Origin of the sequence: Pseudomonas sp. JY-Q (assembly GCF_001655295.1) — a bacterium.
Classification (GTDB): domain Bacteria; phylum Pseudomonadota; class Gammaproteobacteria; order Pseudomonadales; family Pseudomonadaceae; genus Aquipseudomonas; species Aquipseudomonas alloputida.
On record NZ_CP011525.1, the window covers coordinates 1,745,479 to 1,766,642 of the forward strand.

Below are 21,164 nucleotides of genomic sequence, written 5' to 3' on the forward strand. Positions count from 1 at the left end.
CAGGCCCCCTTTCATGAAAACTCAGTTGCTCGAATTCATCAGCCTCATTGGCGCCGGCTGCATGCGTGAGGCAGATATCGAGCGTATCGCCGACGAGGCCGCCCAGGCCTACGCCGACCCTGTCGCCTTCCTGGCCGCCAACCCCGACATCAACTACGACGACACTTTCCCGATGCCTTTGGGCGAATGGGTGGTGCTGGGCAGCCTGCCGGATACCGTGGTGTTCCAGGCCGACAGCTACCAGGCGCTGTTCCAGCAGATCAGCGACTCGTTCGACAACAGCGTGCCGTTTACCCTCAAGCCCAAGCAACTGGCCCGTACCGAGCCACTGACCGCGCTCAACCGTATCCAGGTGCAGATGGGCGCGCTGAACAAGGAGGCCGGGGGTTATGTGCTGCTCAACTTCAGCCAGTTGCTCGATGATGAACTGCAGATGGTCATGGTGGGGCAGCAGGACCTGGCGCGGGTAATGGAGCTGGGGGCAGCGCTGGGCATCAAGGTCGAGCCGGCGCTGGAAGCACTGAAGGTCGCCGTACACATCTAAAGCCTGGCGCAGTCCTTTCGGGAGCAACTGTCTTGCTCAATTTCTGAAAGCTGGCGCGATCCGTGTGTGTGGCCTTGTGTCGCGAAAGGGCTGCACAGCAGCCCCGGGATTTCAGCGTCGATGCAAATAATGCCGGGGCCGCTTCGCGGCCCTTTCGCGACACAAGGCCGCTTGTGTCTTGATGGGGGATTAGAATCTGGAGTGAGAGCGGTGAATGGCAAGCTGAATGCCGTAGGTGCCTTGAGCACGTGTGGGAGCATAAGCTGCCATTCACCGTTCCACTTTGGCGAGAGCCCGAACAGTTGGATGCGGCTCTGATCTCGAATCACAAGCGTGGGCCAAGCCAAAGTCCTCTCACTGTGTTGAGTTTAGGAGGTTTTGGTGATGGCTTCCTTCTTGGGTATCGATGTTTCCAGTCTCTCCCTTGATGCTGCGGTGCGGCCACAGGGCATCAAAATGCATTTAAGCAATGATCCCACAGGCTTTGAGGCGCTACTGGAGAGCCTTCGCAAGCTCAGTATCAAGCGCGTCCTGTTAGAGGCAACGGGTGGCTACGAGCGAGATGTCATGCGTTTTCTACAGGACGCTGGCTACAAGGTCATACGCGTTAATCCCAGGCGAGCCAGGTCATTCGCTGACTCTTTAGGCATCAAGGCCAAGACTGACGCCATCGACGCCGAGGTTCTGGCGCACTATGCCGAAGTCATTCCAGATCAACCCTCCCTGCGAATCAGCCCCGAACGAGCGCTTCTGCGAGAGTTGCTTCAGCAACGTGATCGGTTGGTTCAACAGCGAGATGACGACCTGCGGCGCCTGAAGCAGGTGCAATCGACTGCAGTTGCTAACTACCTGAATGCCAACCTGAAACACTTCAAAGCGCAGATCAAACTGGTTGAGCGTGAGATCGAACAGCAAACCGCGATGCTGAACGACGAACGGGTTACCCAACTGATTAAAGTGAAAGGCATTGGGATGGTGACAGCGGGCAAGCTAGTAGCGCTGCTGCCGGAGCTGGGTCGGGTTGAATCCAGAGAAATTGCCTCCCTGGTCGGAGTGGCGCCCTTCAACCACGACAGTGGGAAATTCATGGGCAAGCGCTCTATCTCTGGCGGACGATTTGCGGTCAGGCGATCGCTGTACATGGCATGCCTTGTGGCGATGAGATACAACCCAGCACTCAAGGCTCGTTATCAGTCACTGCGGGAGCGCGGAAAACTTCCCAAAGTCGCTATCGTGGCCTGCATGAGAACGTTCATCGTGCGGTTAAATGCCATGCTCAGAACGGGTACATCATGGCTCGATCTAGTGCTACCGCAGCCTGAAAGTACAACGTAAATCCAGAACGCAGCGTGAGCCGCGTGGAAGCGGGCTTGCCCGCGAAGCCAACACCGTGGTGGATGGCACGGGCTTCGCCCGTGTTCGCGGGCAAGCCCGCTCCCACAGGGAAGGCGCCAGCTTTTAGAAATTGAGCAAGACAGTTGCTCCCACAGATACTCCACCGCATCAGGCCCTGTGATATCCCTGTGGGAGCGGGCGAGCCCGCGAAGAGGCCGGCTCACGAAATATCAATCTTCAGCCCAGCGCAGTGTCGAGAAACATCATCACCGCAAACCCACCCATCAACCCCAGGGTCGCCGCTGTCTGGTGCCCGTTGCGGTGGGTTTCGGGGATCACCTCGTGGCTGACCACAAAGATCATCGCCCCCGCCGCCAGCCCCATGCTGATCGGGTAGGCGAGGGCAAAGCCGGTAGAAATCCCCAGCCCGATCACCGCCCCTAGCGGCTCCATCAGGCCCGACCCTATCGCCACCAACGCGGCCTTCAGGTTGGAAAGCCCCGTGGCGCGCAAGGCCAGCGCCACGGCCAGCCCCTCGGGGATGTCCTGAATGGCGATGGCACTGGTCAGTGGCAGGCCGATGTTCATGTCGCCATTGGCAAAGCTCACGCCAATCGCCATGCCTTCAGGCAGGTTGTGCAGGGTAATCGCCAGCACAAACAGCCACACCCGGCTGATGCGCTCGGCTTCGGGGCCGCACGGGCCGGTGCTTTCGTGTTCATGCGGGGTGAAGCGGTCCAGGCCCAGCATCAGCAGCACACCCAGGCCCATGCCCAGCACCACGGTAAACGCAGCGGCCGGGCCGTTGCCCGTGATCTCGCGGGCAGCCTCCAGGCCCGGCAAAATCAGCGAAAACGAGCTGGCGGCCAGCATCATGCCGGCAGCAAAGCCCAGCATCACGTCCTGGGTGCGCGCGTTGACATCGCGCAGCACCACTGCCAGCACGGCGCCCAGTGCGGTGGCCCCAAAGCCGGACAACCCGCCCAGCATGGCCAGGTGCAGGTTGTCGGCATGGTCGCCGTTCACCGCGTTCCAGAGGCTGGCGGCCAGCAGCACGCACACCGCCAGCAGGCTCAGCCCCAGGCCGGCGCTGAGCCAGGGGGTATCGGTAACCTGCTGGCGCCAGGCCTGCAGCAGTGAAGAGGGGGCGGCGCTTTGGCTGTGGGTGGGTGGCATGCGAACCTCGAATCAGTGAATGCAGTCAGTCTACCGAGGGACCTGCGACATCCGCCAAGGATTCCCTTCTATTGCTGCGATAGCTGACTATGCTGTGCAGCAAAGCCTCTGGACAGGAATTCAGACATGGGATCTACCTTCAACAGCCTGGTCGGGCTGATCATTCTGGCGCTGGATATCTGGGCCATTCTCAACGTGATCAAGAGTGGCAGCGAGGTGGGCATCAAGGTGTTGTGGATCTTGTTGATCGCCTTGCTGCCGGTGGTGGGGCTGGTGATCTGGGCGATTGCCGGGCCGCGGGGGAATGTGCGGCTCTAGGCGCGTTACTGACATAGCCAGTAATAGGGCCGTGACAAAATTTTCACATTGGTTTAAACAGAATCCGCACCCGCATAATGCTGCGTTGGCCTAGCGCCATCGCCTCTTCGCAAACCGCAATCCTAGGACCTTCCCATTCATGGCTAACACGGACGCCTTGAAGCAACAGGGCGCGCGAACGTCATTTTCGCCGACCTTGAAATCCCACCTGGCCTACACGCTGCTCAGCGGCCTGGTGATCATGCTGATGCTCAGCCTCGTGCGCCTGGCGCTGCTGGCCTACAACAACGACATGGTCGGTGATACCCCTTATTCGACGGTCGCCGAAGGCTTCCTCAACGGCTTGCGCTTCGACCTGCGGGTGGTGGTTTACATCAGTATTCCGCTGCTGCTGGCCATCCTCAGCCCCTGGGCCATGGCCCGGCGTGGCGTGTTCCGTTTCTGGCTGACCCTCGCTTCGAGCGTGGTGATGTTCCTCGGCCTGATGGAAATGGACTTCTACCGCGAGTTCCACCAGCGCCTCAACGGCCTGGTTTTCCAATACATCAAGGAAGACCCGAAAACCGTCATGAGCATGCTCTGGTACGGTTTCCCGGTGGTCCGCTACCTGCTGGCCTGGGCCTTCGGGACCTGGCTGCTGAGCCTGCTGTTCAAAGGTATCGATCGCGCCACCCGTGCCGAAGGCCTGTACCGCGTTGCCCCGTGGTACAAGCGCCTGGCGGTATTCATGGTGATCTTGCTGGTGGCCGTGGTCGCTGCCCGTGGCACCCTGCGCCAGGGCCCGCCGATGCGCTGGGGTGATGCCTTCACCACGGACTCCAACTTCGTCAACCAGCTGGGCCTGAACGGCACCCTGACCCTGATCGACGCTGCCAAGAGCCGTTTTGGCGAGGACCGTGCCAACATCTGGAAGCCAGTCCTGGAGCAGGACGTGGCCACGCAAAGTGTGCGTGAGCAACTGCTGACCGCCCACGACACGCTGGTCGACGCCGACGAAGCCGCTATCCGCCGCGACTTTGTGCCGCCGGCTGACCGTACCCTGCCGATCAAGAACGTGGTGGTGATCCTGATGGAAAGCTTCGCCGGCCACTCGGTAGGCGCGCTTGGCAGCCCCAACAACATCACCCCGTACTTCGACAAGCTGGCCAAAGAAGGCCTGCTGTTCGACCGCTTCTTCTCCAACGGCACCCATACCCACCAGGGCATGTTCGCCACCATGGCCTGCTTCCCCAACCTGCCAGGTTTCGAATACCTGATGCAGACCCCGGAAGGCGGCCATAAGCTGTCGGGCCTGCCGGCGCTGCTCAGCGCCCGTGACTACGACGACGTGTACGTCTACAACGGCGACTTTGCCTGGGACAACCAGTCCGGGTTCTTCGGCAACCAGGGGATGACCACCTTCATCGGCCGTAATGACTTCGTCAACCCGGTGTTCTCCGACCCGACTTGGGGTGTGTCCGACCAGGACATGTTCGACCGCGGCAACGAAGAGCTGGCCAAGCATGATGGCAAGAAGCCGATCTACGCGCTGCTGCAGACGCTGTCCAACCACACGCCGTACGCCCTGCCGAAGGACTTGCCGGTAGAGAAAGTGACCGGCCAGGGCCGTCTGGACGAGCACCTGACTGCCATGCGTTATTCGGACTGGGCGCTGGGCCAGTTCTTCGAGAAGGCGCGTAAGGAGCCTTACTTCAAGGACACCCTGTTCGTCATCGTCGGTGACCATGGCTTTGGCAACCACCAGCAGGTTACCGAGCTGGACCTGGGCCGCTTCAACGTGCCGCTGCTGCTGATTGCCCCGGGCATTCAGGAGAAGTTCGGTGCGGTGAACCACACTGTGGGTACCCAGGTCGACATCGTGCCGACCATCATGGGCCGCCTGGGTGGCAAGGCTCGCCACCAGTGCTGGGGGCGTGACCTGCTCAACCTGCCCGAGGGTGACCAGGGCGTGGGCATGATCAAGCCGTCGGGCAGCGAGCAGATTGTCGGGTTGGTGCAGGGTGACCGTATCCTGATCGAGTCCAAGGACATGAGCCCGCGGATGTACCGCTACCAGTTGGGCAGCGAGTTCAAGGCCGAACTGATCGAAAGCCCGGACCAGCCGGAAATGCTCAAGAAGCTGGAAGCGTATATCCAGACGGCGACCAAGAGCCTGCTGGATAACACCGCTGGCGTGGTGCACGGCACACCGAAGTAAACCGGGGCCGCGTTGCGGCCCATTCACGGGCTTGCCCGCGCCCACAGGCTTGCACAGGGTTCGAACCTTGTGCTGGCCCTGTTGGCGCGGGCAAGCCTGCAAATGGGCCCCGCACAATTTCCCGGACTGAACATTATCCCCGCCCCAAGGTCAGTTATTCAGGCATCACACACCTGGTGTTCGTTGACTGAGAGGGTCCGTTCAATGAAAGAGTGGGAAGTCATTTTTGCCGACCAGAAGGGCGAACCGTCCACATTGCTGTTGCATGCCGAGCATTGCCCCAGCGAGGAAGACGTTGCGCGGGCCATCCGCTCACACCTGTTTCCGGTGATGGACGAGCTGGACCTCAACGACTTCCAGGACCGTATCATCTCCCCGACCGCACGCTGGCTCAAAGAGCATAGTGGTGTGACCATCACCAGCATTCACGAAGTCCCCTGAACCACACGTTTGCGTGGTGCCTTGGCAGGCACTACGCTGGAGAAGGGCCTGCCTGTTCTGCGGGTTGGCGCCGCTACAATTCGCGTCTTGCATCAGCTCGAACTGCACGGCCTTTGCCGGCAGGTGCGTAGTGCACGGAAAGTCTATCCATTGCTTTATTCAGGAGGACGATTCATGAGCAGCCAGAACGACGATATCAGCAGCAACGTCCTGCGCCAGATGAAAGCAGGCGGTTTCGACTTCACCCAGATCCACCCCATCGAGTTCTATGCCGTATTCCCGGACGAAGCAGGGGCCCGTCGTGCAGCCGGGCAGTTTCGCGGGGAATCGCTCAATGCCCAGGTGAAGGAGCTGGGCGACGGTGCCTGGCACCTGGAACTGAGCAAGGTCATGTACGCCACCCATGGCGGGATTGGCGACTTTGAAGAGGCCTTCGAGCAGTTGGTGACACCGTATGGGGGTGAGGTGGAAGGGTGGGGCGTCAAGCACGAACGGCTCACGGCCTGACAGTTTTGTGTTGGCCCGTTCGCGGGTTAACCCGCGCCTACACATTGATGGAGGGTGGACACCCCCTGCCGTTGTAGGAGCGGGTTCACCCGCGAATACGGTGGCGGCGGCAACGAAGAACGGCCGGGGATATTGGCCAGCAGGACCGGCCCTTTCGCGGGTAAACCCGCTCCTACGACGGTCTGTGTTCACCCCCCGGTGTGTGTCCACCACCGTGTAGGCGCGGGTTTACCCGCGAAGAGGCCCTCAAGGCTTACGCGCTGCCATGTGCCCCAAATAGGCCAGCAGCGCATCCAGTTCCTGTTCACTCAACACACTTTCGGCAAACCCCGGCATCTTCGCCTGCGGCCACCGCCGCAGGCTTTGCGGGTCGCGTATCAGCTTGCGTAAATAAACCGGCTGAAAATACTCGGTCGGGTTATACGGCACATTCAAGTCCGGCCCCACCTGCCCATCCCCCGCACCGTTCAACCGGTGGCACACCAGGCAATTCTGCTGGAACAGGGCAAAGCCTTGGCGCACCGGGCTGTCGGCCGGCAGCTTCGGGTCGGGTAGCAGCGCAGGAAACCGCTGGTCCACCGGGGCCAGCTTGCGAAGGGTGGCGATCTGGAATGGCCACTGCTCAGGGCGGATGCCGCTGGCCTGCGGCGCAGTCCACACCAGGTAGAACGGCCCGGCACTTGGCTTGCCTGGACCCAGTGACGGCCACGGCGTGTCGGGGTCTTCCACGGCCAGCCAGGCCCGTGCCGGCCCTTGCTGCAGCAAGGGCGCAGCGGGCATTTCGGCGGCAAAACCATCCAGCGCCACGGCCTGCAGGTGATCGCTGGCAGTCACGCCTTTCAGCAGCGTGACCAGTGGCACCGCCCGATAGTGCATGGGGCGTTTGTAGGATACGTCCTGTTCGATGCTGATGTCCTGGGCCTCAGGGTGGCCAAGCAGTTCGGCGCTGCTCCACTGGCGCGGTGTCGCGCCCAGTTCAAGGTGCAGTTGCGCCGCCGACAATGGCAGGCTCAGGAGCAACGCTAGCAGGGCAAGGCAGTGGCGCATAGGCGATCTCCGACCATCAAGGCCAGCAGGTTACCTGTGCGTTGCCCGTTGGCGCCACCGCCGCAGTCAGCCAAACAAACGTGTCAGGTTCGGCAAGATCAACAGCAACGTGGTGGCAAATAAAATGAGCCCAGCTTGGCGAATTTTCGATTGTCTGAACATGGCGGACCGCCTTCTTGTTGTTATTCCTGAATACCCGTTGGCTTCCTTGTCGCGCTTCGGGTCGATCGCAGCGGCGTTGAATGGCGCCGGACTGCTTGCCGCTTGAAAGTGGATATACCTTCAACAGTAGGGTGTGCGTTATCCATATTTGAGAACCCTTTGTTCTAACCGTGCACTAAAACCATTCCTCTGGCTATGAGGCTAAGTGCTATCTAGCTGACACGCTCTATCTAGACAGTGGCGCAAGTACCCGGCAGGCGCCGACGAAATGTGACCGTTCGTCAGTGCAGCCTACTTGCTTGTACGTGCCTTTCGCGGCAGTCTCTACAGCAGATTCCCACCCATGTCGTTCAGGACTACCCCTATGTCGTTACGCATCTGCATCCTTGAAACCGATGTCCTGCGACCGGAGTTGACGGCGCAATATCAGGGCTACGGCAGGATGTTCGAGCAGCTCTTCTCGCGTCAGCCGATTGCCGCCGAATTTTGTGTGTACAACGTGATGCACGGCGACTATCCCGCCGACAGTGAAAAGTTCGATGCCTACCTTGTGACGGGCAGCAAGGCCGATTCGTTCGGTACCGACCCGTGGATCCAGACGCTAAAGGCCTACCTGCTCAAGTTGTACGAGCGCGGTGAAAAGCTGCTGGGCGTGTGTTTTGGCCACCAGTTGCTGGCCTTGACCCTGGGTGGCAAGGCCGAGCGGGCTGAGCAAGGCTGGGGCGTGGGTATTCATCGCTACTCGTTGGCGGCGCATGCGCCCTGGATGGACCCGGAGGTGTCGGAGCTGACCTTGCTGATCAGTCACCAGGACCAGGTGACCGAACTGCCGGAAGGCGCTACGGTGATCGCCTCCAGCGATTTCTGCCCGAATGCGGCGTACCACATTCGCGACCAGGTGCTGTGCTTCCAGGGCCACCCGGAATTCGTGCATGACTACTCCCGCGCACTGCTCGATGCGCGCCAGGAATACCTGGGTGACGAGGTGTACCACAAGGCCGTTGCCAGCCTGGCCACCGAGCACCAGGGTGATTTGGTAGGGGAGTGGATGTTGCGGTTCATCCAGCAGCCATCAAAGGCCAGCGACAGCGCCGCTTAAGCGGTGGCAACCCTTCGCGGGCACGCCCGCGAAGAGGCCATCAAAGCCAACCCGATTTCTTGAAGCTGGCATACAACCCGGCACACCCCGTCACAATCACCCCCAATACCGCGAAGTAACCGTAGTGCCAGCTCAGCTCCGGCATGTTCTGGAAGTTCATCCCGTAAACCCCGGCAATGGCCGTAGGGAATGCCAGAATCGCCGCCCAGGCCGCGAATTTGCGCTGCACGATGCTTTGCCGTGACGATTCCAGCAGCATGCCGATCTCGATCGTCTGGCTGGCAATGTCGCGGATGCCGGCCAAGTCTTCCATCTGCCGTGTCACGTGAATTTGCACATCACGAAAGTACGGGCGCATGTTCTTGTCGATGAACGGGAAGCTCAGGCGCTGCAGTTCTTCGCTCACTTCAACCAGGGGTGCCACGTAGCGGCGCAGGCGCAGGATGTCACGGCGCAGGCTGTGCAGGCGGCGGATGTCGTCTTCCCGCAGCGAGCCGCCCAGTACGCTTTCCTCCAGCGCTTCGATCTCGCCATGAATGGCCTCGCTGACCGGTTGGTAGTTCTCGGTGACGAAGTCGAGCAGGGCGTACAGCACGAAGTCTTCGCCATGTTCCAGCAGCAGGGGCCGAGCTTCGCAGCGCTGGCGGACCATGGCGTAGGATTTGGAGTGGCCGTTGCGGCAGGTGATGATGTAGCCGTTGCCCGCGAAGATATGGGTCTCGATGAATTCCAGTTTGCCTTCGTGGCGCACTGGCGAATAAGTGACGATGAACAACGCGTCACCGAAGGTTTCCAGCTTGGGCCGGCTGTGTTTTTCCAGGGCATCTTCGATGGCCAGTTCGTGCAGGTTGAACTGCGACTGCAGGTTGGCCAGCTCTTCGGCATTGGGCTCTTCCAGGCCGATCCACACAAAATGCCCCGGCTTGCGCGCCCACTCGCTGCCTTCGTCGATGCTGATGTTGGTGACCTTTCTGCCGGCGCTGTACACCGCCGATGCCACGACTCGACCCATGGTTGTCCGCTTATTCGATTGAACACGGATACAGCTTGGGCTGTACCCGGCTCCAGAGCAACCCCGGATCAGGCCAGTTCTTTTTCCATGCGGTCAATGCACTGCTGCATTTGCACCCGGCATTGCTCGATCAGCGCGGGCAGGTCCTGCAGCGTCATGCCCGTCGTGGCAATGGGCGGCAGCGAGCGCACAATCACCGTGCGCTGGCGCCAGCTGTTCAGGCTCAGGCGCCTGGCATAGCGGCTGACGCAGACCGGCACGATCGGCACACCGGCCTCGATGGCCATGTGAAACGCGCCTTTCTTGAACGCCAGCAAATGCTCGCCGGGATTGCGGGTGCCTTCGGGGAAAATCCAGATCGAGGTGTCGTCCTGCAGAACCCGGGTGGTCTTCTGTATGGCCCTGCGTGCCTGATAGGCATTCTTGCGGTCGACCAGCACGTTGCCGCCCAGCCAGAACAATTGGCCGAACAGCGGGATCCAGCCCAGGCTCTTCTTGCCGATGGCGACGGTGCGTTGCGGCACCACTTGGCCCAGCACGAACAGGTCGAAGTTGGACTGGTGGTTGGCCACGATCACACACCCGGGTGGATGGTCCCACAATGGGCCGACTTCGGCCTTGACCTTGATGCGCATCAGCCAGGTGGCCGGCAAGCTGTAGAGCCGGGCGAAAACGCGGCTGTTGTCAGGGTTGAAGGGGCGGCACAGGCCAATGAGCAGGCCCACGGCGCCAACGGCAAGAAAATGCAGCCCCAGCAGGAACATACGCAATGAATAAAGCATGGTACGGCTCACACCAGACGGTCGCGGGGCAGTGTACGGGTGTGCACTGGTTGGGGCAAACCTTGGTGCAGGCCTGTTCCGGCCTTTTCGCGGGCAAGCCCGCGAAAAGGGCCCGTGCGTCTAGCCCATATGCTGCTGATCCAGCTCGATCGCCTTGTCCAGCGCCTCCAGCAGCCCTTTGCGCACTTTCAGCTTGGTGTTCTTGTGCGCCAGCATGTTCAGCTTCTTCAGCTCTCGTGCTGCAGTCATTGCCGCTTCCTGCAATTGCTCGGCCGGTACCACCTTGTCGAGGAAGCCGGCATCCACGGCACCCTGCGGGTCAAATACTTCGGCATTGATCACCGAGCGGTGGAAGGCCGAGCGGCGCAGGCGGTCGCGGGCCAGTTCAATGCCGGCGTGGTGCATGGTCATGCCGATTTGCACTTCGTTCAGGCATACCTTGTATGGCCCATCGACGCCAATGCGGTAGTCGGCCGACAGCAGCAGGAAGGCGCCCTTGGCCACGGCATTGCCGGGGCAGGCGACCACCACCGGGAACGGGTGCGACAGCAGCCGGCGGGCGAGGGTGGAACCGGCGGTGACCAGGCTGATGGCGTCTTTGGGGCCGCGGGTCATTACCTTGAGGTCGTAACCGCCTGACAGAATGCCCGGCTGCCCGGTGATGATCACTACTGCACGCTCCTCGGTAGCGCGGTCCAGCGCTGCATTGAAGGCAGTGATGACGTCCGGCGAGATGGCATTGACCTTGCCGTTGTTCAGGGTAAGGGTGGCGATGCCGTCTTCGGCGTGGTAGGTAATCAGCTCGCTCATGGCAGAGTCCTTTTGTTGGCGTGGCGACGACGTTACCCAGCGCCAGGGGCGAGGTAAAGCAGCAAGGCTGACTGGTCGGTCAGTGCTCATGGCAGCCCAAGTGCAAATACATGAAAAAATTGAAAAAAATGCTTGCCAAAGGGAAAGTCTTTCACTAAATTAGCGCACCTCGACAGGCCGCAAGGCTTGAAGAGAAACGGTGAAGTGTCCGAGTGGTCGAAGGAGCACGCCTGGAAAGTGTGTATACGAGAAATCGTATCAAGGGTTCAAATCCCTTCTTCACCGCCACATTCTACGAAGAGCCCCCGCGCTGAAAAGCACGGGGGCTTTTTGTTTTTAAGGCCATTGGGGCTGCTGCGCAGCCCATCGCGCCAGCTTTTAGAAATTGAGCAAGACAGTTGCTCCCACGGGCAATTGGAGTGCCCCCAAGAAGTTGGACACCAATCCAACCCTTGGGGGCAGTCCACACCTGTGGGAGCGGCCTTGTGTCGCGAAAGGGCCGCAGAGCGGCCCCGGCAATCTAGAAGCTGATCGAAGCCGAAAGCCGAGCGGTACGCGGTGCCCCCTGGAACAGGTAGTTATCCCCCAGGTAATCGCCCACATCGCGCCAGTATCGCTTGTCCAGCACGTTATCCACCGTCAGCCGCAGCACCGTGTCATACCCGGCAACACGGGTACTGTAGCGGCTGCCAAGGTCGAACACGGTATAACCGCCAACCTCCACATTGCCCGCCTGGCTCGCATACTTGCTGGCGCTATACCGCGCCCCGCCAAGCAGCGCCAGCCCCGGAACCGGCAGGGCATATTCCGCATGCAGCGCCGCCCGGAATTTAGGCACGTTGATCGCCTGGTGCCCTTCATAGGCTTCGGTACCGCTGTTCTGCACCCGCGCCCGAATGGCTGCCGCACTGGCCTGTACCTGCAGGTTGGGGGTCACCCGACCGCTGGCGCCCAGTTCCAGGCCGGTATTTTTCTGCTGGCCTTGCTGCACGTAGGTGAAGTTGCCGGTGCCGTCCGGGCGCGCGTACTGGTACGCCTGGCGGATCTGGAACAGGGCGGCACTCAGGCTCAGGCCTTGCCAGTCGTGCTTGAGGCCAAGTTCAAGTTGGCGGGAGGTGGTGGGTGCAAGGATCTCGAATCTGTTCTCAGTGGAAAATGGTGCGGTACCGCCTGCAGACAGCCCTTTGGCGTAGCTCGCATATACAGTGGTGTTCGGCTGCAGCTTATAGATAACTGCAGCATTGGGCAGCAGCTCGTATTGGCGGGTATGGCGCCCGGCTATGCCGTTCTCGTCCCAGGTCTTTTCATCCAGGCGCACTTCACGGGCACCCAGCACGGTCTGCCATTGCTCGTTGAAGCTGATGCGATCGCTGACGAACAAGCCGTACTGACGGCTGTCCAGTCGGCGCTCGCTGGCGCCTACGGGTTTGTCGGACGGGTCGAATGCAGGGGCGCCGGTGTTGATGTTGCCGGTGCCGACCCATTCCATATAGCTGGGGCGCTGATCCAGTGTGCGTCGCTGCGCACTGGTACCCACGGTCAGCTCGTGCCCTACGCCCAGCGCATCGAAGTGCCCGTTGAGCATGGCCTGTGCCTCGTCGGTACGGCGGGTATCGTCGGGGCTGCGGAAGTCATAGATGTCGTAGTCGCCATTGCTGCCGAAAAACGCCCCCTCGCTCGAACCCCAGGCAAACGCGCTGTAGTCGTCGATCACCACTTTGCTGCGGGAGGCGCTCAAGGTGCCGGTCCAGGTATCGTTGAAGCGGTATTCGAAGCGGCCGCCCAGGTTCAGTGAGTCGTTCTGCACGGGCTTTGCCCAATGCTGGTAGGCCAGGCGGTCTTCCGGGTCGACGCCGTGTGGCACTTCAGTGCCTCCGAGCAGCTGGTAACCCGGCACCGACGACTGTTCGCGGTGTTGATACTCGGCATCCAGCTGCAGGGTGGCATCCGGGTTGATCTGCCAGTCGAATGCCAGCGAGGCGAAGTCGCGCTTGCCGTCAGCGTGGTCGACGTAGGTGCGGATGTCTTCATGGGCCAGGTTGGCGCGCAGGCCGAACTGCTTTTCGCTGCCGAACCAGCCGCCAAGGTCGGTGGCCAGATAGCGTTCGCCCTGTTCGTTGGTCGATACCGTGACGCTGCGTATGTCTTGGGCCCGCTTGGTCACATAGTTGATCAAGCCGCCCGGCTCCGACACGCCGGTCTGCAGCCCGGACAGGCCCTTGAGCAATTCCACCTGCTGCTTGTTTTCCAGGGCTACGTTCTGTTCGCCGGCAATGGTCTGGCCATTGATGCGATAGCTACTGGCGGCGTTCAGCTCGAAGCCGCGCACATTGAAGTTTTCGTAGTAGCCGATGGGGGCATAGCTTTCGCCGACCGAGGCATCACTTTGCAACACTTCGCTAAGCTTGCGTACCTGGCGGTCTTCCAGCAACTGCTGGCTGAACACGCTGACAGAGGCGGGGGTGTCGAGCAGTGGCGCGGGCTGGAAGCCGCCCACAGCGGCCTGGCGTGCCTGGTAGCCATCATTGGCGTAGGTGTCGGAGACCTGCAACGGGGCCAGCATCACGCTGTCTTCGGCAAACACAGAGGGGCACTGCAGGGCCAGGCCCAGGCTGAGCAGGCTCAGGGGCAGGCGGGGGTGATGCGGGGGCATGCGGTGGGGCTCCTGGATGCGCGATACCTGTACTGGCCCTTTCGCGGGTAAACCCGCTCCTACACTGGTTGGTGGTACACCGGTTGGGATACACCAGTTGGTGATGCACCGGGCGGCGATACACCCGTGGGTGATGCACCGGGTGGCGATACACCGGTTGGTGATGCACCAGGTGGTGATACCCCTGTAGGAGCGGGTTTACCCGCGAAGAGGCCGGCACAGGCCATGAAAAAGGCGGCATCTTACCAGCCGCCCTCTACATAAAACGATCCAGGCCCGGCGTATTCAGTCAGCCTGTCTTGATCGGCCGCTTGTGCTGCCGCCAGTTGTCATCGATCTTCGACCAGGTCTTGCCATCGGTAATGGCCATCAGCTTGCGTCCATCCTTGAAGGTGGCCAGAAAGGTTGCTTCTTCTTCCTTGCCACCCAACCACAGCCCGGCCAGCAGCCCTACTGGCCCTGCCACCAGGGCGCCGGCCACGCCCCAGCCCAAGGCGCTGCCAAGGCTGCGGTTGGTTTCCAGGCTGGCCAGCCGCAAGTCGCTGATGCGTGCCAGGGAAATCCGCTCACCGGGTGAGGGGCTGCGCGCGGTCTTGAGTGTGAGCGATCCATTGCGATACTCGCCTTCACCTTGCAAGAAATCGCCGGACTGTACCGTGAGTCTTGTCATAAATTCATCCTGTCAGGGAAAGGGCATTCCAGCGCTTAATGAGCGCTGCCCTGGCAGGCAAGTCAACGGCATTGCGACGGAGGGTAGTGCGGTACTTTGTCGCCGTGGCTGGCCTCTTCGCGGGTATGCCCGTACCCACAGGCGTATCAGTGCCCTGAGGTTTGTGAGGCACCTGTGGGAGCGGGCGTGCCCGCGAAGAATCCAGCGAGCGTTTTTCAGGCCACCTGCAAGGCATTCTTGCGCTTGCGTTCGGCCCATCCCCAGGCCAGCAACGCCAGCCCGCCAATCACCAGCCCGGCCACCACGATCCCCATCCAGCCCTGGCGCTGGAACAGCTGGGTGCCCAGCAACGACCCAAGCGCCCCGCCAATGAAGTAGCAGGTGATATAACCGGCATTCAGCCGCGTACGTGCCTCGGGCCGCAGGGCGATCACTGCGTTCTGGTTGCTCACATGCACCAGTTGTACCGCCAGGTCGAGCATCAGCACGCCCAGCAGCAAGGCGAGCAGCGACTGTTCGGCAAACCCCAGCGGCACCCACGACAGCAGCAACACCACCAGGCCCACGGTGGTACCCAGCGCGCCCTTGCCGCGGTCTGCCAGGCGCCCGGCCCAGTTAGCCGACAACGCACCCGCCGCACCGGCCAGGCCGAACAGGCCGATCACTGCATCCGAATAGTGGTAGGGGCCTTTCGCCAGCAGAAACGCCAGGGGTGTCCAGAACAGGGCGAACAGGCTGAATGCCAACAGACCGAGCAGCGAGCGCAGGCGCAGCACGGGTTCTTCGATGAACAGACGGAACACGGAGCCGATCAGTGCCGGGTATTTCAGCCCGGCGTGGCTGTGGTGCTGTGGCAGGCTGCGGTACAGCGCCACGGCGGTAACTGCCATCAGCACGGCGGCCAGCACGTAGATACTGCGCCAGCCACCCAGCTCGGCCATGAAGCCGGCAGCAGTACGCGCCAGCAGGATGCCCAGCAGCAGGCCGCTCATCAGCGTGCCGACCGCGCGCCCACGCTGATGCGGCTCGCTCAGGGTCGCTGCCATCGGCACGAGGATCTGTGCCACCACCGAGAACAGCCCGGTCAGCGCCGTGCCGAGCAGCAGCCAGGGCAGGCTGGGTGCACAGGCGCTGATGACCAGGCCCAGGGTGGAGACAACGGTCATCACGGTAATCAGCCGGCGCTGTTCGAACAGGTCGCCCAGCGGTGCCAGCAGTAACAGGCCGGCGCCATAGCTGAGCTGCGCGGCAATCACGATGCTGCCGGCGCTGGCGGTGCTCAAGCCAAACTGCTGGGCGATGCTGTGCAGCAGCGGTTGGGCGTAATAGTTGCTGGCCACGGCCAGGCCTGTGGCGGTAGCCATCAGCAGGATCAAGGCGCGGCTGAGAGTGGGGGTGTGCATGCAATTCTCGTGGGGGCAGTGGTGTGTGGTGATGATTATCAGGAAGTGTCAGGCATGACACCAATGTATACTTTTCAACCTATTCATCTTGAAAGCAGATAGATCGATGAACCTCAAGCAGCTCGAATATGCCCTTGCCGTGGCCGACACCGGCAGTTTTACCCGCGCGGCGGAGCGCTGCCATGTGGTGCAGTCGGCCCTTAGCCATCAGGTGGCGCGGCTGGAGGCGCAGCTGGGGGTGAGCCTGTTCGAGCGTAGTTCGCGACGGGTGCGCCTGACACCTGCGGGGGAGGCCTTTGTACTCAGTGCACGGCCCGCGGTGGAGGCGGCCCGGCGCATTGCCGATGACGTGGCAGCGGCCTGCGGCCAGGTGCGCGGGCGGCTGGCGATTGGTGAAATCAGCTCGCTCACCGCGCTGGACCTGGTCGACCTGTTGGCGGTGTTTCACGGTCGTTTCCCGGATGTGGATGTACGCTGGCTCACGGCCAAGAGCGAATTGCTGATTGCTGATGTGCTCGAGCGGCGCCTGGACGTGGGTTTTATCGGGCTGTGGCAGGGCGAGGTGGTGCAGGGGGTGCAGCATCGGTTGCTGGCCCGGGAAGAACTGGTGGCGGTGTTGCCGTTGGGGCATCGCCTGGCGGGCAGGGCACAACTGGCGCTGGCTGACCTGGCAGGTGAGGTGTTGGTGGACTTCCCCGAAGGCACCGGGGCGCGACGCCAGACCGACGAGGCGTTTGAAGCAGTGGGGTTGCAGCGTCGGGTGCAGTTCGAGATCGGGCATGTTCGTCTGGTGGAGAAATTCGTGCAGCGGGGCATGGCCGTCGGCCTGGTGCCCGAGCGGGTGGCTCAAGGCATCGAAGGTGTAGCAGTGGCGCGGTTGGTGGATGCCCCGGTGCGGCACTTGTATGCGGTGTGGTCGTCCAGCCCCACACCGGCTGCCCGGGCTTTTCTGGACGTGATGGAACAGTGCCTGGGGGCACAGAAAGGCTAAGCCTGTGCCGGCGTTGTCGCGGCACAGGCAACCGTTCAATCAGGCTGCAAACCCACCATCCACAGTCAGGCTGGCCCCGGTGATGTACCCGGCTTCAGGCCCGGCCAGGTATGCCACAAAGCTGGCAATCTCCTCCGGCTCGCCATACCGCCCAATGGCCATCAGCGGAATCAGGCTCTCGGCAAACTCGCCACTGGCCGGGTTCATGTCGGTGTCGACTGGGCCGGGCTGCACATTGTTCACGGTAATGCCCTGCGGCCCGAGGTCGCGTGCCATGCCGCGGGTCAGGCCAACCAGTGCCGACTTGCTCATGGCGTACGGTGCGCCACCGGCAAACGGCATGCGTTCAGCGTTGGTGCTGCCAATGTTGATGATACGACCCCCCTGGCCCATATAGCGTGCGGCGGCCTGGCTGGCGACGAACACGCTGCGTACGTTCACGGCCAGCATGCGATCGAAGTCGGCCAGGTCGAACTCTGTCACCGGGGCCACTGCCAGCACACCGGCGTTGTTGATCAGGATATCCAGCCGGCCCAAGGCTTTTACGGTGTCATCCACCGCCAGTTGCACGGCCGCGGCATCAGCGCTGTCAGCCCGCAGGGCCAAGGCTTTGCCACCGTTTTCGGTAATTTCTCGAGCCAGTTCTTCAGCCGGGCCGGCAGAGCTGACATAGGTGAAGGCCACTTGCGCGCCTTCGCGGGCCAGGCGCCGCACGATGGCTGCACCAATGCCTCGGGAACCGCCCTGAACCAGGGCCACTTTGCCTTCGAGTGTAAGTTGCTTGGACATGCTGTTCTCCTGCTGGAAGCCAGGCCGAAATGCCTTGGATGGGCACAGTATCGGCGCTCGATTGCCTACTGATAAGATGGTAATCACTATCAGCAGAGTAAACCTTTGGTTGCTAATCATGGCCATGGAATCATTCAGCGCGTTGGAGTGCTTCATCCGCAGTGCCGAGGTCGGCAGTTTTGCCGAAGCCGCCAGGCGCCTGAGCCTTACCCCGGCTGCCGTGGGCAAGCACGTTGCGCAGCTGGAAGCGCGCCTGGGTGTGCGGTTGTTCCAGCGTAGTACCCGCAAGCTGACCTTGACCGAAGCGGGGCAGCGTTTTCTTGGCGAGGTCAGTGACAGCTTTCGCACCATTCAGTACGCCGTGGCCAACCTGGCCAGTGCAGAAGGCCAGCCGGCTGGGTCGTTACGGGTGAGCATGGGCACCGTGTTCGGGCGTTTGTACGTGCTGCCGTTGCTGGGGGAATTCTTGCGCCGTTACCCGGCGATTACCCCGGATTGGCATTTCGACAACCGCCAGGTCGACCTGATCGGCCAGGGCTTCGATGCAGCGATTGGCGGTGGTTTCGAACTGCCGCCAGGGGTGGTGGCGCGCAAGCTGACCCCCGCGCACCGGGTGTTGGTGGCGGCGCCGGCCTATCTGCAGCGGCACGCGCCGATAGAAGACCCGCAGGCGCTGCAACGCCATGACGGCATCCTGGTGCGGTCACCGCAGACCGGGCGGGTGCGCTCGTGGCCGTTGACCAGCCGTTGGCAGGCGCAGCAGCCGCTGGGCATTGCCCTGGTGAGCCTGCCGTTTGCCGTGCCCTACTTGCTGGCCGGGCGCCTGCTGCGGGTGTTGCCGGACTGGTATGTGGACGATGGGCATATCAGCCTGTATTTCGCCGAGCACAAGCTGTTGCCGGGCAAGACCCGGGCGTTCATCGATTTTGTGGTGCAGCAGTTTGCCGAACAGGGGCTGGCGGGGCGGTTCGATGCCTTGCAGGCCCTTTAGAGAATTATTGCCTGTGCCGGCCCTTTTGCGGGCCCGCCCGCGCCCGCGAAGAGGCCGGTTCAGACAACATCGACAATGAACGATACCTGTGCGCCCAGGTTCACCTCGTCATCCACGCGCTTGCCCAGCAGTTGCTGCCCCAGCGGCGAACGCGGGGTAATCACCGTCACCAGCCCGTCACCCTCGCCAATCTTCAACCCCGCTGCCTCTGGCCCGAGAAACAGCTGGCGTTGCGCGCCATCTTCATTTTCCAGGGTCACCAGGTTGCTTACCTGCACACCGCGCGCTGGGTCGTAATCACGCAGCAGCAACTGCTGGTAGATCACCAGCGCCTGGCGGATCTCGGCACTGCGGCGGGCCTGGCCGGTGGCCAGGTACGAGGCCTCCAGGCCCAGCGTGTCATACTTGTTCTCGGCAATGTTCTCTTCGGCGGTGGCGGCCTCGTAGGCGGTTTGCGCCGCGCGGGTCAGCACGTCCAGGTCATGCGCGAGGGTGGCGACAATCAGCGCCAGCAGGTGGGGCTTGTCCATGGTCAGTAACAGAACTCCAGCACGTTGGCCTGGCTTTTTTCGGTGGGCGCGGTACGGTTTTGCTGCAGCCAGAACTGGCACTTGGGGCTGTTGAGGTTGCGCGGGTTGCCTTGGGCGGCATCGGTGGCCTGTTGCAGCGCCTGTTTGTGCAGGATGTCCTTGTAGCGTTCGAACATCTCGGCCTGGGCATCCTGGGCAGTGGCCGGTGCAGGCGTTGCAACGGGGCGGTCTGCATGCGGGGCTACCACCTGGGCCAGAGGTTGCACCTGCTGTGGCCACAACTGCTGGGCCAGCCACAGGCTCACGGCAATGGCCATGGCGCCTAGCCACAGGCCCAAGGCAACGCACATGATCAACGGCAACGGCTTGAGGGTGATCTTCAGTTCACGGTGGCGCGGCATGGCAGCCTCCTGGCAACGTGGTAGGGGGGCATTGTCGCATGCGCTTGGGCATTTTTCTGCGCAGGTGCTTTTGTCTGCGCCAATTTATGCGCAGAATTCGCTGTTTTTGCACCCGCACGGGAGGGGCGCATGAAAGCCACCTGGGACATCTTCTGCAGCGTCGTCGACAACTACGGCGATATTGGCGTGACCTGGCGCCTGGCCCGGCAGTTGGTGGCCGAGCACGGCCTGGCGGTGCGCCTGTGGGTGGATGACCTCAACGCTTTCACGCCCATGTGCCCTGGCGCCGATGGCACGGCGGCCCAACAGTGGCAACACGGCGTGGATGTGCGCCACTGGCCGGCAGCGTGGTTGCCGGTGGCGCCGGCCGATGTGGTGATCGGCGCCTTCGCCTGCCAGTTGCCCGCGGCGTATGTCGAGGCCATGCGCGCCCTTCCGCAGCCGCCGCTCTGGCTCAACCTCGAGTACCTGAGTGCCGAGGACTGGGTGGAGGGTTGCCATGGTTTGCCTTCGCCGCAGCCCAACGGTTTGCGCAAGGTATTTTTCTTCCCGGGCTTTACCGACAAAACGGGTGGTTTGCTGCGCGAGGGTTCGCTGCTGGCCCGGCGTGACGCGTTCCAGCAGTCGGCGGAGGCGCGCCGTGCCTTTTTGCAGGGGCTTGGTGTAGACCTTGTGCCGGATACGCTGCTGATCTCGCTGTTTGCCTATGAAAACCCGCAGCTGGGCAACTGGCTTGATGCCCTGGCTACAGCTGACCAGGCCTGCCACCTGTTGGTCCCGCAAGGGCGCATCGTCGCGGGGCTCAGCCAGTGGTTGGGCGAGGGGCCGCTGCACGTGGGTGATGTGCGCACCCGTGGGGCGCTGACCGTTCAGGTGCTGCCTTTCGTCAGCCAGGATGACTTCGACCGGCTGTTATGGAGCTGCGATTTCAATGCCGTGCGTGGCGAAGACTCGTTCGTGCGTGCGCAGTGGGCGGGGCAGCCGATGCTGTGGCACATCTATGTGCAGGACGAGAATGCCCATTGGGAAAAACTCGAAGCGTTCCTCGCGCATTATCGCTGCGGCCTGTCAGACGATGCCGATGCAGCCCTACTGGGCCTGTGGCGTGCCTGGAACATGAATATCGACATGGGCCAGGCCTGGCGGGCGGCCCGCCAGCATTGGCCGGAACTGCAGCAGCATGCCCGCCTTTGGGGGGCGCGACAGGCCGCTCAGCCGGACCTTGCCGAAGCGCTAGTACACTTTTACCGAAATTCGCTATGATACGCGGCCTCGATTTTTATAAATCCATCCAGATTCGGATACT

Annotated in this window: 21 protein-coding genes and 1 tRNA gene; 11 read left to right on the forward strand and 11 right to left on the reverse strand. The window is 62.0% G+C overall.

What is annotated here, in order from left to right; translation table 11 throughout:
* Nucleotides 1-13: 13 nt before the first annotated feature.
* Both AA098_RS07840 and AA098_RS07845 read left to right on the forward strand, forming a co-directional pair.
* A complete protein-coding gene (locus AA098_RS07840; RefSeq protein WP_004577082.1) occupies nucleotides 14-544 on the forward strand; it encodes a hypothetical protein in 531 nt (176 codons plus the stop codon).
* A gap of 384 nt (nucleotides 545-928) precedes the next feature.
* Entirely contained in the window at nucleotides 929-1,879 is a 951-nt protein-coding gene (locus AA098_RS07845) for an IS110 family transposase (protein WP_004577666.1), read from the forward strand.
* 237 nt (nucleotides 1,880-2,116) lie between these two features.
* Here the strand turns inward: AA098_RS07845 and AA098_RS07850 are convergent, their stop codons facing one another.
* Nucleotides 2,117-3,055 (reverse strand): ZIP family metal transporter, encoded by a 939-nt coding sequence (locus tag AA098_RS07850; protein ID WP_003252816.1) that lies wholly within the window; start codon nucleotides 3,053-3,055, stop codon nucleotides 2,117-2,119.
* A gap of 126 nt (nucleotides 3,056-3,181) precedes the next feature.
* On the opposite strand from AA098_RS07850, the gene AA098_RS07855 reads away from it, so the two are divergent.
* The 4 genes from AA098_RS07855 to AA098_RS07870 all read left to right on the forward strand — a co-directional run bounded on the left by AA098_RS07855 (nucleotide 3,182) and on the right by AA098_RS07870 (nucleotide 6,518).
* Complete coding sequence (locus AA098_RS07855; protein ID WP_003252818.1) at nucleotides 3,182-3,373, forward strand: PLDc N-terminal domain-containing protein; 192 nt, start codon at nucleotides 3,182-3,184, stop codon at nucleotides 3,371-3,373.
* A 139-nt stretch (nucleotides 3,374-3,512) separates the two neighbouring features.
* Nucleotides 3,513-5,570: an LTA synthase family protein gene (locus tag AA098_RS07860; RefSeq protein ID WP_003252821.1), complete on the forward strand. Its 2,058-nt coding sequence runs from the start codon at nucleotides 3,513-3,515 to the stop codon at nucleotides 5,568-5,570.
* Nucleotides 5,571-5,774: 204 nt separating this feature from the next.
* Nucleotides 5,775-6,011, forward strand: coding sequence for a hypothetical protein (locus tag AA098_RS07865; RefSeq protein ID WP_003252823.1), 237 nt, complete (start codon nucleotides 5,775-5,777; stop codon nucleotides 6,009-6,011).
* 174 nt (nucleotides 6,012-6,185) lie between these two features.
* Nucleotides 6,186-6,518: a ribonuclease E inhibitor RraB gene (locus AA098_RS07870; RefSeq protein ID WP_003252824.1), complete on the forward strand. Its 333-nt coding sequence runs from the start codon at nucleotides 6,186-6,188 to the stop codon at nucleotides 6,516-6,518.
* A 246-nt stretch (nucleotides 6,519-6,764) separates the two neighbouring features.
* Here AA098_RS07870 and AA098_RS07875 read toward each other — a convergent pair whose 3' ends face one another.
* Nucleotides 6,765-7,565: a cytochrome c gene (locus AA098_RS07875; protein ID WP_004577085.1), complete on the reverse strand. Its 801-nt coding sequence runs from the start codon at nucleotides 7,563-7,565 to the stop codon at nucleotides 6,765-6,767.
* Nucleotides 7,566-8,091: 526 nt separating this feature from the next.
* Here AA098_RS07875 and AA098_RS07880 point away from each other — a divergent pair.
* Nucleotides 8,092-8,826: an amidotransferase gene (locus tag AA098_RS07880; RefSeq protein WP_003252828.1), complete on the forward strand. Its 735-nt coding sequence runs from the start codon at nucleotides 8,092-8,094 to the stop codon at nucleotides 8,824-8,826.
* 40 nt (nucleotides 8,827-8,866) lie between these two features.
* Here AA098_RS07880 and AA098_RS07885 read toward each other — a convergent pair whose 3' ends face one another.
* The 3 genes from AA098_RS07885 to AA098_RS07895 all read right to left on the reverse strand — a co-directional run bounded on the left by AA098_RS07885 (nucleotide 8,867) and on the right by AA098_RS07895 (nucleotide 11,430).
* Nucleotides 8,867-9,838, reverse strand: coding sequence for a magnesium and cobalt transport protein CorA (locus tag AA098_RS07885; protein ID WP_003252830.1), 972 nt, complete (start codon nucleotides 9,836-9,838; stop codon nucleotides 8,867-8,869).
* 68 nt (nucleotides 9,839-9,906) lie between these two features.
* Nucleotides 9,907-10,620 carry a 1-acyl-sn-glycerol-3-phosphate acyltransferase gene (locus AA098_RS07890; RefSeq protein ID WP_003252832.1) on the reverse strand — a complete coding sequence of 238 codons (714 nt, stop codon included), beginning with the start codon at nucleotides 10,618-10,620 and terminating at the stop codon, nucleotides 9,907-9,909.
* Nucleotides 10,621-10,740: 120 nt separating this feature from the next.
* Nucleotides 10,741-11,430 carry a crotonase/enoyl-CoA hydratase family protein gene (locus AA098_RS07895; protein ID WP_003252834.1) on the reverse strand — a complete coding sequence of 230 codons (690 nt, stop codon included), beginning with the start codon at nucleotides 11,428-11,430 and terminating at the stop codon, nucleotides 10,741-10,743.
* A 198-nt stretch (nucleotides 11,431-11,628) separates the two neighbouring features.
* On the opposite strand from AA098_RS07895, the gene AA098_RS07900 reads away from it, so the two are divergent.
* Nucleotides 11,629-11,718 (forward strand) — tRNA-Ser (locus tag AA098_RS07900).
* A 232-nt stretch (nucleotides 11,719-11,950) separates the two neighbouring features.
* Here AA098_RS07900 and AA098_RS07905 read toward each other — a convergent pair.
* The 3 genes from AA098_RS07905 to AA098_RS07915 all read right to left on the reverse strand — a co-directional run bounded on the left by AA098_RS07905 (nucleotide 11,951) and on the right by AA098_RS07915 (nucleotide 16,156).
* Nucleotides 11,951-14,083, reverse strand: a complete 2,133-nt coding sequence (locus tag AA098_RS07905; protein WP_064614031.1) for a TonB-dependent siderophore receptor — start codon at nucleotides 14,081-14,083, stop codon at nucleotides 11,951-11,953.
* A gap of 289 nt (nucleotides 14,084-14,372) precedes the next feature.
* Nucleotides 14,373-14,753: a hypothetical protein gene (locus tag AA098_RS07910; protein ID WP_003252855.1), complete on the reverse strand. Its 381-nt coding sequence runs from the start codon at nucleotides 14,751-14,753 to the stop codon at nucleotides 14,373-14,375.
* Between the two features lie 215 nt (nucleotides 14,754-14,968).
* Nucleotides 14,969-16,156 carry an MFS transporter gene (locus AA098_RS07915; protein WP_014754115.1) on the reverse strand — a complete coding sequence of 396 codons (1,188 nt, stop codon included), beginning with the start codon at nucleotides 16,154-16,156 and terminating at the stop codon, nucleotides 14,969-14,971.
* A 106-nt stretch (nucleotides 16,157-16,262) separates the two neighbouring features.
* On the opposite strand from AA098_RS07915, the gene AA098_RS07920 reads away from it, so the two are divergent.
* Nucleotides 16,263-17,147, forward strand: a complete 885-nt coding sequence (locus AA098_RS07920) for a LysR family transcriptional regulator (protein ID WP_047605072.1) — start codon at nucleotides 16,263-16,265, stop codon at nucleotides 17,145-17,147.
* Nucleotides 17,148-17,186: 39 nt separating this feature from the next.
* Here the strand turns inward: AA098_RS07920 and AA098_RS07925 are convergent, their stop codons facing one another.
* Nucleotides 17,187-17,936 carry a 3-oxoacyl-ACP reductase family protein gene (locus tag AA098_RS07925; protein ID WP_004577090.1) on the reverse strand — a complete coding sequence of 250 codons (750 nt, stop codon included), beginning with the start codon at nucleotides 17,934-17,936 and terminating at the stop codon, nucleotides 17,187-17,189.
* Nucleotides 17,937-18,054: 118 nt separating this feature from the next.
* Here AA098_RS07925 and AA098_RS07930 point away from each other — a divergent pair, with 118 nt between their 5' ends.
* The gene (locus AA098_RS07930) at nucleotides 18,055-18,927 is read left to right on the forward strand and encodes a LysR family transcriptional regulator (protein WP_064614032.1); all 873 of its coding nucleotides are present in this window, start codon (nucleotides 18,055-18,057) and stop codon (nucleotides 18,925-18,927) included.
* A gap of 59 nt (nucleotides 18,928-18,986) precedes the next feature.
* Here the strand turns inward: AA098_RS07930 and AA098_RS07935 are convergent, their stop codons facing one another.
* Together AA098_RS07935 and AA098_RS07940 are read right to left on the reverse strand one after the other, a co-directional pair.
* Nucleotides 18,987-19,457 (reverse strand): GreA/GreB family elongation factor, encoded by a 471-nt coding sequence (locus AA098_RS07935; protein WP_004577091.1) that lies wholly within the window; start codon nucleotides 19,455-19,457, stop codon nucleotides 18,987-18,989.
* Between the two features lie 2 nt (nucleotides 19,458-19,459).
* Entirely contained in the window at nucleotides 19,460-19,858 is a 399-nt protein-coding gene (locus AA098_RS07940; protein WP_064614033.1) for a hypothetical protein, read from the reverse strand.
* Between the two features lie 129 nt (nucleotides 19,859-19,987).
* Here AA098_RS07940 and earP point away from each other — a divergent pair, with 129 nt between their 5' ends.
* The gene (gene earP, locus AA098_RS07945) at nucleotides 19,988-21,121 is read left to right on the forward strand and encodes an elongation factor P maturation arginine rhamnosyltransferase EarP (RefSeq protein ID WP_064614034.1); all 1,134 of its coding nucleotides are present in this window, start codon (nucleotides 19,988-19,990) and stop codon (nucleotides 21,119-21,121) included.
* Nucleotides 21,122-21,164: the final 43 nt, after the last annotated feature.

Coding starts and splice junctions, on each gene's coding strand:
- AA098_RS07840 (WP_004577082.1), top strand. CDS start 14: ATGAAAACTCAGTTGCTCGAATTCATCAGCCTCATTGGCGCCGGCTGC.
- AA098_RS07845 (WP_004577666.1), top strand. CDS start 929: ATGGCTTCCTTCTTGGGTATCGATGTTTCCAGTCTCTCCCTTGATGCT.
- AA098_RS07850 (WP_003252816.1), bottom strand. CDS start 3,055: ATGCCACCCACCCACAGCCAAAGCGCCGCCCCCTCTTCACTGCTGCAG.
- AA098_RS07855 (WP_003252818.1), top strand. CDS start 3,182: ATGGGATCTACCTTCAACAGCCTGGTCGGGCTGATCATTCTGGCGCTG.
- AA098_RS07860 (WP_003252821.1), top strand. CDS start 3,513: ATGGCTAACACGGACGCCTTGAAGCAACAGGGCGCGCGAACGTCATTT.
- AA098_RS07865 (WP_003252823.1), top strand. CDS start 5,775: ATGAAAGAGTGGGAAGTCATTTTTGCCGACCAGAAGGGCGAACCGTCC.
- AA098_RS07870 (WP_003252824.1), top strand. CDS start 6,186: ATGAGCAGCCAGAACGACGATATCAGCAGCAACGTCCTGCGCCAGATG.
- AA098_RS07875 (WP_004577085.1), bottom strand. CDS start 7,565: ATGCGCCACTGCCTTGCCCTGCTAGCGTTGCTCCTGAGCCTGCCATTG.
- AA098_RS07880 (WP_003252828.1), top strand. CDS start 8,092: ATGTCGTTACGCATCTGCATCCTTGAAACCGATGTCCTGCGACCGGAG.
- AA098_RS07885 (WP_003252830.1), bottom strand. CDS start 9,838: ATGGGTCGAGTCGTGGCATCGGCGGTGTACAGCGCCGGCAGAAAGGTC.
- AA098_RS07890 (WP_003252832.1), bottom strand. CDS start 10,620: ATGCTTTATTCATTGCGTATGTTCCTGCTGGGGCTGCATTTTCTTGCC.
- AA098_RS07895 (WP_003252834.1), bottom strand. CDS start 11,430: ATGAGCGAGCTGATTACCTACCACGCCGAAGACGGCATCGCCACCCTT.
- AA098_RS07905 (WP_064614031.1), bottom strand. CDS start 14,083: ATGCCCCCGCATCACCCCCGCCTGCCCCTGAGCCTGCTCAGCCTGGGC.
- AA098_RS07910 (WP_003252855.1), bottom strand. CDS start 14,753: ATGACAAGACTCACGGTACAGTCCGGCGATTTCTTGCAAGGTGAAGGC.
- AA098_RS07915 (WP_014754115.1), bottom strand. CDS start 16,156: ATGCACACCCCCACTCTCAGCCGCGCCTTGATCCTGCTGATGGCTACC.
- AA098_RS07920 (WP_047605072.1), top strand. CDS start 16,263: ATGAACCTCAAGCAGCTCGAATATGCCCTTGCCGTGGCCGACACCGGC.
- AA098_RS07925 (WP_004577090.1), bottom strand. CDS start 17,936: ATGTCCAAGCAACTTACACTCGAAGGCAAAGTGGCCCTGGTTCAGGGC.
- AA098_RS07930 (WP_064614032.1), top strand. CDS start 18,055: ATGGCCATGGAATCATTCAGCGCGTTGGAGTGCTTCATCCGCAGTGCC.
- AA098_RS07935 (WP_004577091.1), bottom strand. CDS start 19,457: ATGGACAAGCCCCACCTGCTGGCGCTGATTGTCGCCACCCTCGCGCAT.
- AA098_RS07940 (WP_064614033.1), bottom strand. CDS start 19,858: ATGCCGCGCCACCGTGAACTGAAGATCACCCTCAAGCCGTTGCCGTTG.
- earP (WP_064614034.1), top strand. CDS start 19,988: ATGAAAGCCACCTGGGACATCTTCTGCAGCGTCGTCGACAACTACGGC.